The sequence below is a fragment of the Clostridium hydrogeniformans DSM 21757 genome, assembly GCF_000686705.1.
GTDB lineage: Bacteria > Bacillota > Clostridia > Clostridiales > Clostridiaceae > Clostridium_Z > Clostridium_Z hydrogeniformans.
Genome location: NZ_JMLJ01000003.1, coordinates 220,233 through 234,183 on the forward strand (window position 1 = coordinate 220,233; position 13,951 = coordinate 234,183).

The following is a 13,951-nucleotide window of genomic DNA, read 5'->3' on the forward strand; positions in this document are numbered from 1 at the left end:
TACTAGGCTGAAGTTTTTAGTTAATTTTGCTTCAATACATATGATTATATTATCTTATATTTTTAATAGTCTTTATCTATATAAGTTGTAATATTAAAACTACATTAAAACTTATTGAGTCATCAACCAGTTAAATGTAAGTTGTTTAATGTAACATATATATTATTTAATATCTAATTTTATTATTTGGTCCTTTAATATAGTATAGTCATCATTTCTATTAACAACTTCTATATAATACTTTTTATTTAAATCTAATTTAGGGTAGGCATATTTAACCCTTTGCTCTAATAAACCTTGTATTTCCTTTTCAACTTCATACTTAGGTATATAAAAGCTACCAGTTGTACCTTCCTCAAATATATTTAACTTAACTCTTGATTGTTCTCCAGTAGTCTTAATAGTAATGAAAGTTTCATTTTCTCCTTGTTTAATATCTTCTATTTCTACTGTTCCCCTATTTCCAAAATCATATTTTTTACCCATCTCTACTAACTTACCTTCTATTTCTACATTTTCTTTTTGTATATGATTATCAGAAGTTTCCGGAATAATAAATACCTCTCCATCCTTACTAGGAAGTCCATGTTTTATACTTAATATATTATCTTCTTTATCACTTCCAGAAACAAACTCTAATATCCCTTTTTTAGTATCCCATAGGTAGTAGTTTAATTCTCTATTTTCATTATTAACCTTATATTTTGTATCAATAGCAATCTTATTAGGATATTTATATAATTTTAATAATTCTATAGTATTTCCATGGGATTCTATTTCTTTTCCTATACTATATTCCTCTATTTTTAAATTCTCACTATTTAGGTTTAGCTTTATAGGCTTTTTATTAATTTCTATTTCTTCTGTATTTCCAAATCCAATGAGAATTTTCTTAATATCAAACTCTCCTTTAAATATCTTAGGGAGTTTACTTCCATCGTGGGGTTTTGCATAATATTTTATCATTCCTCCAAAGGTATACTCATCTATTAAATTTCCTTTTTCCATACCATATTCATACTGTAATCCCTTATGGTAATTTATATTTCCTTGAAACCAATACGCCTTAGAAGGATCTAGAGGTTTTTCTCCCTTAACATTGTAGAATACAGTTAACTCATCTCCATCATAATAAATATTTTCCACATTAATAGTATACCCATCAGCATATGCAGAATAAGAAATTTTTTCAGCATTATCGTAACCATTTACCCCAAAGGTCTTACTTATATATCCCACTACCTGTCCTATTCCTGGAATTTCCTCTGCATAAGCTGGAAATCTTAGCCCTAATCCTATAGCAGTAACCATTACTATTCCTGCTGCCACAGCTACCTTTTTTATTCTTTTACTTTTAAATAAACTTATTTTCTTACCTGTCCTCTCTTTTCTTCCTCTTTCTAACCCTAAGTTTATAGCTAGGTCTAATTCCTCTGGTATATCAATTGATTTTTTTAAATCTTCTATTTCATTCATACTATACTATCTCCCTTCCCATATAAGTTCTTAGCTTACTTAATCCCTTATTCAAGTAGGTCTTTACTGTCCCCTCTGGAATCTCTAAAACCATGGCAACTTCCTTTATAGTTAAGTCATTAAAATATTTTAATATAATTACTCTTTTTAACTTCTCCTCTAGTTTATCTATTGAATATAATAAATCTAACTTTTCCTCCATATTCTTCTCTGTTATTGGTATATTATTTAATACCTCTTCCTTTAAATAAACTACATTATTCTTTTTCTTCATTAAACTTATAGCATTATTAATTAATATCCTAGTAAGCCAGGTATTAAAATACTTAGGCTCCTTTAATGTATTTATTGATATATAAGCCTTATATACAGTATCTTGAATTATATCTAAGGCATCTTCCTTATTTTTCACATAAGCAAAGGCAGTTCTATATAGCTGCTCTTTTCTATTGTTTATTAAAGAAAGAAAAGCCTCCTCATCCCCCTCTATTGCTAGTTTAACTATATCCTTCATAAGTCCTCCCCTTCTAGAAAACAATTACTAGTAACTTTTTCTTACACCCATTAGACTTCATATATATGTAAAGAGTTTTATTTTTCCATACAATTTTAAAAATTATTTTATATATTTTCCCTGTTTTTACTCATAAAAAAACTTCAACTCATAATTGAATTGAAGCATTTATCCTATTTAAAAATTCATAGGGTTTCTTCTGATTTTATAATTCCATCTTAAATTAAAGTTCTGTATACTTCTTACTTGATCCCCTTGCTTTCTCCACTGGATATTTCTTTTCATTCTTATCCATCTTTTTATTTATTATTTCTTCTATATCTACATTTAAAGAATCTGCCATATGAACGCAATAAACCAATACATCTGCTAACTCATCACATACTTCTTTTTTATTATAATTATTATCCCATAGAAAATGCTCTAATAATTCTCCAGATTCTATATTTATAGCTTTAGCTAAATTCTCTGGAGTATGGAACTGAGCCCAATCTCTTTCATCCTTAAATTTTCTTATTCTCTCTATTGTTTCTTTCATATCTAGTTTTCCTTCTCTCTTATTATATCAATATTAAACTTATAAAGTAGATTTTAAAATAAACTTATTATAGAAATTTTATATAAACTAATCTCTAATTACATTTAGTTTATGAAGTAAGTATTCTTTTTTATTTAAAGGATCATAAGTGCTTCTCTCACGAACTTTAGCCTCCTCTATAATTATCTCCGTGTAGCCATAAAATCTTGTTAAAAACATTCCTTTTCCTCCTGTGTATGAGGCAATCTTCATCTTATATTCTTTTGAATTCTCTACTGGAATAAGTCCATTTATTAAAAATTCTTCACCCTCAATAATTGGATTATTGAATTCTGCTCTCATTGTTTCTAAATCCCATAGGGCCTTGCTTAATACCTCTTGAGGAATTCTAAGTTCAAATTCATGTATAGGCTCTAAAAGCTTAGTTCCTGCCTTATATAAAGCTTCCATAAAAACCATAGGGGTTAAATCCCTAAAGTCTGCTGGAGTACTAACAGGACTTGAGAATTCACTAAAGGTAAGGGTTACCTTTATGTCAGTGACCTCCCATCCAAATAATCCTTGCTTACTAGTTTTAAGAACAGCCTCCTCAATAGCATTTTGAAAGGACTTAGGTAAAAATCCTGTTGTAACTTCTGAAATATATTTTAATCCTTCTCCCCTTTCTAAGGGTTCTATTTTAAGTCCTACACTTGCCCAGAAGGGATTAAACTTTTCTCTCATATACATTGTGGCTGTGCCAATACTCTTAGGAGTTTCTTTGTATATGGTTTGAATATTTGAGAATTTTACTTTTATTCCATAGTTATCATTTAGTATGGAACTTAAAATTTCCATTTGAACTTCCCCAAATAAGTTTACATAAATATCTTTTTCATTCTCATCTCTTCCAAGCTCTAATAATGGATCTTCTTCTGTAAGAAGTGTTAAGGCTTTAAATAATTCATTATTCTCTTCTTTATTAATAGAAGATATTTTAGTTTTTAATGTGGGCCTCGCTATTGATATACTCTTTATTCTATGATTGGGAGCTCCAATAACATCCCCAACTTTAAAACTTGTAAGTCCATATAAGACTCCAATATCTCCAGCATATATGGTAGATACTTCAATAGGCTTACCATTCTCTATGGCATTAATTTTTTTAACCTTTTCTACTCTGTCATTATTAAAGACCTCTATTTTTTCTCTCACAGATAGCTTACCTTTAAATAATCTTATATAAACCTTCTTTTCCTTTGTTTCTGTCCTTTCAATTTTAAAGACTACTCCTGATAAATCTCCTTCATAGTCTTCACTAGAGAATGGTAAATACTTAGATATGCCATTTAATAAATCTTTAATTCCAACTCCGATTGATGCTGCACCAGAAAACACTGGATATAAATTTCCTTCCCTTGAATACTTAAAAAGTTTTTCTTCTATTTCCTCTACTTTGTGATTTACTCCACTTACATATTCATCTAAAAACTCTTCATCTAAATCTGATAAAACATCAATAGCATTGTCTATTATATTTTCTTTAAATGTATGATTTACAGAGACTTCCCTGCCTCCTTCACTATAAATCTCTTGTAATTTTACAATCTTACTACACATAGTTTTCTTTATTTCATTAAAAACCTTAGTAAAGTTTGCTCCCACCCTATCTAACTTATTTATAAAAATTATTGTTGGTATTCCTAATTTTCTTAAGGTGTTAAATAGTATTCTTGTTTGAGATTGAATCCCTTCTACTGCTGATACAACTAATATTGCCCCATCTAAAACACTTAAAGAACGCTCAACCTCTGAAATAAAATCTACATGTCCTGGGGTGTCAATAAGATTCACTTTAACATTATTAAAGGTAAAGGATGTAGCTGATGACTTAATTGTAATTCCCCTCTTACGTTCAAGATCCATAGAATCTGTTTGAGTATTTCCTAGATCTACACTCCCAATATTCTTTATTACCCCACTATAATATAAAAGATTTTCAGTTGTAGTGGTTTTTCCTGCATCAACGTGGGCTACAATTCCTATATTAATTATTTTCATATACATCCCTCCTATTACTTTTCTTTTTTATATAATGCTTATTTATTTTCATTAAAATAATCACTCCAAAATAAAAAGGCTCTAAATGAACACAAGTTCACTTACAACCTTAAAAGTTATTTCCTAAATATAAATATGAGACATAAGACTTTAATTTACTAATCTTAAATTAAAAATATAGTTATAGTAATTTAAAGTAAAAATTTAATTTATTCAATGATTAAAACTCTAAACGTAAGGGTTTTACTTTAAACATTAAACTATACACCTATCTTTTATAGGAACCTCCCCTAAATATCAATCCCTTAAAAGGTGTGATATTTTTTAGTTTATCCTAGTAAAAAATAGGCTTTATATTAAAAACCCTATAGTTAAAACTTCAATTTATAAATTATTTCACTTAAAAAAACTACTATCAGATAAATCCATATATAAACTACTATTAGTATATCTATATATTTTAAGATACTTAAACTAAAATCTTATATTATATCTATAAATGTAGCAAAAGTAGGCATTAAAAAAACCGTGTTTAGAACACGGTTCCTCCTACTATGCAAATAAGGTGTAACATGCTCATTTAATACTGATTACCCTTAAAAGCATTATAATAATATAGTAGCAACTAATAATTAATTGCACTACAAACAAACCTTGAATAATCAAGATTTTAAACAATACTTTTAAGAATAATCCTTATTTAATTAGTTAATTACAAACTACCTCTTTTTGCATATTAACAACACCTTTACATTTATATTTTCATATTTATATTTAGGCTTATATAGTTCTCTACAATAATAATATATATTACTACTAAGATTAAATATTAGCATCGTAAAGATTATAACTCAGTTTAATTATAATAAAGTAAAAACCAATTCTACATTAGTTTTTCCTTTATTTAAATATATTATAGACAAAATGGAATATATTTTCAATGTATTTTTTTCCAAACATTAATTGCTACTTTATTAAACTTATATTTAAATACTTACCATATTCCAAGGTTTTTAGCAGCTTCAATGGCTGACACCCTGTTATTAACCTGAAGCTTACCATATATATTAATTATATGAGATTTAACTGTGGCTAATGAAATACATAAAGTCTCTGCTATCTCTTTATTTGAAGCGCCCTTGGCTATTTCATTAAGAACATCCATCTCTCTTTCACTTAATATAGTTTGAGATCCTATTTTACATATCTTCAATACTTCTTTATAATGTAATTTTTCTCTTACATTTAAAGAGTTATATAACTCATTATTATATTCTTTTATTACCTTAACTACGGTTTCATCTTGCAGATAATATGGCTGGAGTATTTTATTTTCATAACTATAGAATATTGCTTCTCTAAAAAGATTTATTACTTCTCTTTTATTCCCTTTATTATCATATATGATTTTTATTTTACAAAGGGATGCTTGTACTATTTTCATCTTTATTTTGTTTCTACGAGAATAACTTAAGATCTCATCTACTAACTTAATTCCTTCCTCTACCTTTCCTTTACTATATAATATATTTGCATATAAAAGTTTACTCTCTAAGGTTTTATATTTTTCCTCTATGGTTTCATATGAATTTATAAACTCTTCAATATACTCTCCTGAAAGTTTATTTTTCTTAAAAACATAATTTAAAATTAAAGATATATATAATGTATTTTTATAACTTTCCATATTCATAAGCTCTCTTAATAAGACCATAGCTTCTTCATATTCTCCAATAATGAACTTATATTCTGCTAAATTATATTTATATGCTCTATCCAATGAAAGAGATGCCTCTGAAAAATTTCTATTAACACTCTCCAAAGACTTCTTTGCTGCTTCTATATTCATTTGTTTTAAATATACACCAGTTATACCTATATAAAAGCTTATTGATAGCATAAAACTTTTTTCATCTTTACCCTTTATTTTCTCCATCTCTTCATAAAATTCTATGCATTTATTGAACTCTCCCATTTCCTCAAATATATAGGATTTAATACTAAAAGCAAAGAAATCTATATATGAATTAGAAAAAGATTTAGAATAGCTTATAGCCTCCTCTATATATTCTAATGTCTCTTTGTACTTACAATTAATACATAAAAAAGAAGCATCCTTAATTAAAATAAAAGCTTTAGTTATATCTTTTAATGGTAGCTTATGAATTTCAGAAATTGACATTATAGAAGAATCATCAATTTTTAGGTTATCTTCTATAAGTAAATTTGAAAGCCTAAAGGCTGAATATCTAAGATCCTCACTTATATTCCCCTCAAGCATACCGTATAACTCTCTACACTTATTAAATTCCATATTCACGTAGTGATAAAAAAAACTTTGGTAGGAAAAGTCTGGATTTTCAATAATAGATGATATGGGAATTCTATCTACATAAGAAAATAGTGTTATATTTTCTGGCTGTTCTAAAATTAGTTTCATAGCCTCTTCATAATTTTTCCCTAGAATTAGTTGATGTATAGCTTCCTTATAATCTCCAATATCCTTTAGAATATATGCTACCTTTTTATGATATTCAAGCTTAACTTTTCTACTAAGCTCATTAAATCTACCTATTAGATATTCTCTTAAAATATTATGATATCTATAAATACCACTTTCTTCATCTATACATATTATTAAAATATTTTTTTCCATAAGATTATTAAGTATTTTATTGTACCTTATATCATCTAAAAGCCTATTACAAATTTCTTCATTAAAATATGACAGCATAGATGTAAAAACTAAAAATCTTTTTTCTTCCTCATCTAAAAACTCATAAATTTCCTTTGTTAAATATTCTCCTAAAAGCTTATTATTAAGATTTAATTTACTTATTTCCTTTTTAATATTCCCTACTTTAGCTGTAGCAATAAGTTGCATTCCACCTATCCATCCTTCGGAAACCTCACTTATATAATTAGCAGTATCCTCGTCTAACCTTAACTTTAAAGTATTATTTAAAAACTTTACTCCATCATTTAATGAAAATTTTAAGTCATCATCATCTATTATAAGAAGATTTCCCTCCATACTTAAAGCAGCTAAATATAGATTAGGATCATACCTAGTAATAATTATTATATGGATATTGCTAGGAGCGTTATTTAAAAAGAATTCTATGGTACTTAATAAAAAATCATCAGTAATATAATAAAAGTCATCAAAAGTTATATAAATATCCTTTTCCCCTTCTAGCTTGTTAATTAAAAGGGTTATTAGTTTTTCTATATTATCCTTTTTTATATTAGATTCATGGATAGACACAAATTCTTCTCTTGATTCCCCTAGATACTCGCCTATTATTTCTATAAAATAACTCCAAAATATAAAAACATTATTACAGCTCTCATCAAAGGATATCCATCTTAAATTTTTTATTCCTCTCTCCTTAACAAAAGATGTAATTAAAGTAGTTTTACCAGCTCCTGCTCCTCCTTTAACTAGTGTAACCTTATATTCATTTATTTTATCTAATTTTGAAAAAAGTTTTTCCCTAAGTATATAATCTCTTCTTGGTTCAGGTATTTTTAATCTAGTTAACATCAAAATCATTTTATTATTCATAGCATCACCCTTAGGAATATTTTACATTAATCTTTTCTAACTATATAGTCCTTTTTTATTTTTAGAGTGGCTATTATATAAAATCCAATTGATATGATAATTACATAAAAAAGTTCAGGAATCATAGAATATACTTCCCTTTTCCCTTCTAATCCTTGTACAAAACTTAAAATACTTTTCTGTGGTAATATCCATAAAGCACTTTCAAGTATTTTATTTCTCTTCTCAAAAGAATAAAAACTCCCAGCAAGAATAGTGGTTAAAATCACAATGGCAGATCCCATCATATTGGTCTTATCTGATACCTTAATTAAGGAATTAAGAAACATAGCAAAAGACACTCCTAAAGAAATAACTATACTAAGAATTACAGCATATTGTATTAGGCTAAAACCTATATTAAATCCCAAAATCCCCTTCATCACAGTAAGTATAAAGAATGAAGGAAGAAAAATTAATAAAAATACCACTATAAAATGCGATAACATATATTTAAAAAGAGATACTGGAGATGCAATTATTCTTTCTATTTGTTTTAGTTCCATATCATCTCCTAAGGTGAACATATATAATATACTTTGAAGAAGCAAAAACATTAAAAGATAACCTATAATATTAGTCCCTACCCCTCTTATATCTTTACTTTCAGGTTTGAACTCCTTAGGATTTTTAATAAAAGCCTCTAAGATTTCTTTAAACTCTTCACCCTTTATAGTATTAACTTCATATTCACCATGCCCTTTATCAACTATAACTCCATCATATTTTCCAAGGAGTAACTCAGAGGTAGGTGGCTCATTGCTCATAATATTGATTTTTATATAATTTGACTTAAACATCTCTTCACTTTTATTAGTAACTAAAGCTATATTTCCCTTTAGCTCTAAACTTGAGGTTAATAATACTGCTAAATATATTGAAACCATAGTTAATATTAAAGAGGTAATAATATACTCTTTTCTACTACTAATTCTGTAATAATTATTTTTAATAAAACTTAACATATATAATCCTCCTCCTTGTAAAATATCCTACACAATAATAGAGCTATTATAGATAGTAAAATTAATATATATAATGTAGGCATATAATATGAAAAATCTCTATCATATATGACCTTAAATATATTAGTAATAAGCCATTTTACAGGAGATATATAACTTAGTTTTTCCATTCTTTCTCCAAAACCATCTAACCTAAAGAATAGTCCTCCTAATATTCCAAATATATTTATTACAATGCTTAAAACCTGGTTTGCAGTATTCTCACTTTTAAAAATAATACAAAATAATACTCCAAGTATTGAAACAAACCCTTCAAAAACCCCTAATATCAAGAGGATATAAATTATATTTTCACCTCCAAAATTAACATTCAAAGTTAGATTTAGTAGTGCTATTACTAAAAAGTGGCATATACATGAAAATAAAGCTGTAGCTAATATTTTTGAAATATAGATGTTACTTTTAGGAAGTGGAGAATAGATTATTCTCATATTTCCTTTTTTTATTTTCTCTTCCATAAAACTATTGGCAGCTAAGGTTGATGTATTTAAAGCCATATAAATTATTATTGATATGCCATAATAATCATAAGATGTAATTTCCTTACCATAATTACCACTACTTAAAAATCCAAAAATAGCTGCAAGTAAAAAAGGAAAAACTGTACTATAAAAAATCCACATGGGGTTAATTAATAAATTTAAAAAATCTCTCTTAAATATCTGTAGAAACTTATACATATGTCCCCCTCCTTAGTCCCTTAATGTCTTTCCTGTCAAATTTAAAAATACAGTTTCAAGACTAGCCTCTTCTCTACTTAAGTTAATTATTTTAACAGAATTATTTACTAAAATATCTATAAGTTTATCTAAATTTTCTATTGAGCTTATGGTTGTAATCTCAATCTTTCCTTCCTTTATTAGAACATCCTTTACTCCTTCAACATTATAAAATTCTTCTATATTTATCTTATCTAATCCCTCTCCCTCAATAAGAAATTTCTTAGAATTTAATATTTCTTCTTTAAGTTTTTCTTTTGTTCCTGAAGCTATTATTTCTCCCTTATCCATTATAATAATCCTAGTTGATATCTCCTCAACCTCCTCCATATAATGTGTGGTGTAAATAATAGTCATTCCCTTCTCTCTCATTCTCTTTACTGATTTTAAAATATGATTTCTAGATTGAGGATCTATTCCCACAGTAGGTTCATCCATTATAAGAATCTCTGGATGATGAGCTATAGCACAAGCAATATTAAGCCTTCTCTTCATTCCTCCTGAAAATGTGCTAACCTTATCCTTAGCCCTTTCTGTAAGACCTGCAAATTCAAGGGCTTCCCTAGTCCTTTCTTGGAGTTCCTTTCCTCTTAACCCATAAAGGGAAGCAAAGAACTTAATATTTTTTTCTGCTGAAATATCTTCATACAATGATATATCTTGAGGTACTATTCCAAGATACTTTTTAAACACCTTATCTCCCTTTTCTAATTTTCTATCCTTATAAAATATTTCTCCCCCTTCATATCCTAATGCCCCTGTAAGAATATTAATAGTAGTACTTTTTCCTGCCCCATTAGGACCTAAAAAACAGAAAATCTCTCCCTTATTAACTTCAAAAGATATTCCTTTAATAATCTTATTTCCTTTATAGCTTTTTTCTAAATTATTTACTTTAATAATACTGTCCATATAGAATCATCTCCTTTGTAATAATTCTATAATTTAAACAAAAAAAATAAATCAACCAAAAGGTTGATTCTTTTATCTTACTACTCCTCATATAAACTAAAACTCATTAAACCCCCAGCACTTTTGTCTAGAATAATAGATATGCCATTATTTTATTATTTTTATAATATATCATATAAAAATAATAAAATAATTTTACAACTCCATTACATTTAGAAATAAACTTACATAAATATTTTTATTACTATTATCTTAACTACCAATAAAAATTATAAATCCCAAATTCAGTATGAGGTGAAATGGATGGTAAAGAAAAATAGTAATAAACTTAATAACAGTGATATTAAAAATTTCAATACACTTAAAATTTTCTATATCTCAATAGTTTCATTAGCTATTGTGTTTTATATTTTTAATAGACTTTTACAAAAAGACTTCTCAGTGAGCAAAAAAATCATTCCTCCAAGTAAAAAAATAACCACCTTAATAAATAAAGAACTTAATCGAGAAGGAAATGATAAAGTACTAAATTCTTTAATATTACTTACTTAAATAATAAACTAATTCCAATTCTTCATATTAACTATAAAAAAATTAGAGGGGATATAATTCTTCCCCTCATTTTTTTATAACGCATAAAATTATGCTTAATTTTTTTATAATTAACACTATATTTGAAGTTCAACTGAAATTAATATAACTTGTCCATATAAGGGTAATTTTTGGTGTATGTTTTTTGTATTGTAGAGTATATTATAAAGCTTTAAATCCTAATAATATATTGCTTTATAAAATTTAAATATAAAACCGGATAACTAAATTTTATTTATATTTTCCCTAATTTATTATTACTAATATTTATTTTACTTTCTTTTAATTGCATATATAATTCATAAATATAATATTTTGTCTAAAATCATATACTTAATTCAAAAGTATATATTTAAATATTATAACAAGCTATTTCTTCTTTAGATTATATATTTTCTTATATCTTTTTTACATTAACACCTGGTTCCATCTTCTTAATTACTTCCTTAGATGCATTAATTGCTTCTTCCATTTTATCATCATCTGCTTCTAAGATTAATTTTGTTGTCATAAAGTCTACTGTTGCTTCATTTACTACTGGTAGTTTGTTAATTGCATTCTCTATCTTTGCTGCACAGTTTGCACAATCTAGACCTTCTAATCTAAACTTCTTTTTCATAATCAATTCCTCCTAAATTTTATTCTTTTATTAAAAATTTTTACTAGATATAAACTGCTTAAAAAGTATATTAATTCCTCTTTACTAAATTTTATTAGTTCAAGTTTTTAAATATATGTACGCTTTTAATATATCGGGAATCGTGGATTATTAAATAATATTCATGATTTAGAAATACATATACTTTTAACTTGAATCTATAAAATTTTAGTTTTTATGGTTTCATTTTAAAAGTTAAAAGAATTATAATATATGGTTTAAAGCATACTTACTTAAGTCTTTATATCTAGTATTATTTAATATTAATATAATATTTTTGCATACAGTTGAATATATGTTCAATTTATATTTTATATTATAGTTGAGCTACTACTCAACTGTCAATAGCAGTTTTGTAATTTATTAAATAAAAAAACTGCTACAGTTATAGCCTATATATAGGTTGAATTAATTTTTTCTACACTATCAACCTTAGACAAGTTATTTTCCTGTAACAGCCTTATATTTTTTATAATTCTTTATTTTTATATACTACTCTGCAACTTCAATAGATGTATAAGTTACCCACTCTCTTCTTCATTTAAAATATTCTTTATATTTCTCATTTGTAATAGAAATGAAATTAAAAATAAATTTATATTTTATAAGGTACTATATATCATATCCTGATTCCTTAATGTTTCTTTTTATTCCTTCGCTTATTCTATCTAGCTCCTCTTTTTTAAACTTACTTTTAGAATACGCTTGAGCTATATTAAAAATTCCCTTATCTTTAAGTTCCTTAAGTCTTTCCTTACTATTTCTAGTTTGAAATAATCTTTCTTTTTCTCCATACCATTTTTTTATATCTTTTTCTGTAGGTATTTTATATGAATTATAATGTACAATAGCCTCTAATGGTAATCTATCTAAAATTTTTCCCTCATCTTTAGGATATCCTAAACAAAGCATTCCAGAAGGAAAAGTATACTCTGGATTATTTATAACATTTTTTAAATCCATAGAAGTAACATCACCATTGTAATATGTGCCAAGTCCTAAACTTTCTGCTGCTATTGCAATATTATGAAGGCATATTAATGCATCCCAGTTATTTATGAAAAATCCATGAGCCGTATTTACAGCTACCTTGTCCTCACCAAAAATATTAAACCATCTTTTAGTTCTATAAGCATCAGCTAATGCCACTATTGCAAGTGGAGTATTATATACTCCCAGTTTCTCTAACCTATCTAAGTCATCTATTATAATTAATGAATATCCTTGTAAATTTCCTCCATTAGCTGCCCTTAGTCCAACTCCTATTATTTCATCTAAAATATCTTTTTCAATCTTTTTCTCTTTAAAGCTTCTTATTGACCTATGTTTTTTTAAGGATTCAATTACTTCATTACTCATAAAATTTCCCCCTTTATCACAATAACCAGATTATACTAATATACTCTATCTAATAACAGCCTTATAATTTTATCCATTTTATGGTATAATATTATTGTAGAATGAAGATCCCCCATAATATATTTATATATTATGGGGGATCTTTTATCATAACTTACTATAATATTAAAACTTACATTACATTATTTTGATAATACTCGTCTTAATAACACTTTTTTATAGCTTCTTAACTTAGATATATCATGTTTTTCAGAATATATTCCAATAAAAACTAATATAGAACCTAGTCCTACACATAATCCTTTTGTAAATTCTGGCAGCAAATTAAATACATTCCCTATCAAGAAAGTAACATAAAAAATTAACCCAAATTTTATATAATTATTTAATTTTTTCATAATATAATCACCTCCACTATTCTACTATATTATATACAAAAATTAAGATTTAAACCATTATATTGAAATGACGTGCACACATTATTTATTAAATCTCTTAAGTTAGTTTAACTT

12 protein-coding genes are annotated in these 13,951 nt (G+C 26.4%); 1 reads left to right on the forward strand and 11 read right to left on the reverse strand.

All coding sequences use genetic code 11. From position 1 onward, the window contains the following. Positions 1 to 162 precede the first annotated feature (162 nt). The 8 genes from BR69_RS0100965 to BR69_RS0101000 form a co-directional block, all read right to left on the reverse strand. Positions 163 to 1,476, reverse strand: coding sequence for a DUF4179 domain-containing protein (locus tag BR69_RS0100965; protein WP_027631501.1), 1,314 nt, complete (start codon positions 1,474 to 1,476; stop codon positions 163 to 165). A gap of 1 nt (position 1,477) precedes the next feature. Further along, complete coding sequence (locus tag BR69_RS0100970; protein WP_027631502.1) at positions 1,478 to 1,990, reverse strand: sigma-70 family RNA polymerase sigma factor; 513 nt, start codon at positions 1,988 to 1,990, stop codon at positions 1,478 to 1,480. A gap of 223 nt (positions 1,991 to 2,213) precedes the next feature. Further along, entirely contained in the window at positions 2,214 to 2,528 is a 315-nt protein-coding gene (locus tag BR69_RS0100975) for a nucleotide pyrophosphohydrolase (RefSeq protein ID WP_027631503.1), read from the reverse strand. An 87-nt stretch (positions 2,529 to 2,615) separates the two neighbouring features. After that, entirely contained in the window at positions 2,616 to 4,568 is a 1,953-nt protein-coding gene (gene tet, locus BR69_RS0100980; protein ID WP_027631504.1) for a tetracycline resistance ribosomal protection protein, read from the reverse strand. Positions 4,569 to 5,562: 994 nt separating this feature from the next. Then, positions 5,563 to 8,136, reverse strand: coding sequence for a LuxR C-terminal-related transcriptional regulator (locus BR69_RS0100985; RefSeq protein WP_027631505.1), 2,574 nt, complete (start codon positions 8,134 to 8,136; stop codon positions 5,563 to 5,565). Positions 8,137 to 8,162: 26 nt separating this feature from the next. Beyond that, on the reverse strand, positions 8,163 to 9,140 hold the full coding sequence (locus BR69_RS19635) for an ABC transporter permease (protein WP_051623434.1): 978 nt from the start codon (positions 9,138 to 9,140) through the stop codon (positions 8,163 to 8,165). Next, a complete protein-coding gene (locus tag BR69_RS0100995; protein WP_027631506.1) occupies positions 9,134 to 9,880 on the reverse strand; it encodes an ABC transporter permease in 747 nt (248 codons plus the stop codon). Before BR69_RS0100995 ends, BR69_RS19635 begins: the two co-directional genes overlap by 7 nt. Before the next feature lie 12 nt (positions 9,881 to 9,892). Further along, complete coding sequence (locus BR69_RS0101000) at positions 9,893 to 10,831, reverse strand: ABC transporter ATP-binding protein (protein WP_027631507.1); 939 nt, start codon at positions 10,829 to 10,831, stop codon at positions 9,893 to 9,895. A 303-nt stretch (positions 10,832 to 11,134) separates the two neighbouring features. Here BR69_RS0101000 and BR69_RS0101005 point away from each other — a divergent pair, with 303 nt between their 5' ends. After that, the gene (locus BR69_RS0101005; RefSeq protein ID WP_027631508.1) at positions 11,135 to 11,383 is read left to right on the forward strand and encodes a hypothetical protein; all 249 of its coding nucleotides are present in this window, start codon (positions 11,135 to 11,137) and stop codon (positions 11,381 to 11,383) included. 436 nt (positions 11,384 to 11,819) lie between these two features. Here BR69_RS0101005 and BR69_RS0101010 read toward each other — a convergent pair whose 3' ends face one another. From BR69_RS0101010 to BR69_RS0101020, 3 genes are all read right to left on the reverse strand, one after another. After that, a complete protein-coding gene (locus BR69_RS0101010) occupies positions 11,820 to 12,041 on the reverse strand; it encodes a cation transporter (protein ID WP_027631509.1) in 222 nt (73 codons plus the stop codon). A gap of 651 nt (positions 12,042 to 12,692) precedes the next feature. After that, the gene (locus BR69_RS0101015; protein ID WP_027631510.1) at positions 12,693 to 13,439 is read right to left on the reverse strand and encodes a nitroreductase family protein; all 747 of its coding nucleotides are present in this window, start codon (positions 13,437 to 13,439) and stop codon (positions 12,693 to 12,695) included. A gap of 182 nt (positions 13,440 to 13,621) precedes the next feature. Further along, positions 13,622 to 13,837 carry a hypothetical protein gene (locus tag BR69_RS0101020; protein ID WP_027631511.1) on the reverse strand — a complete coding sequence of 72 codons (216 nt, stop codon included), beginning with the start codon at positions 13,835 to 13,837 and terminating at the stop codon, positions 13,622 to 13,624. Positions 13,838 to 13,951: the final 114 nt, after the last annotated feature.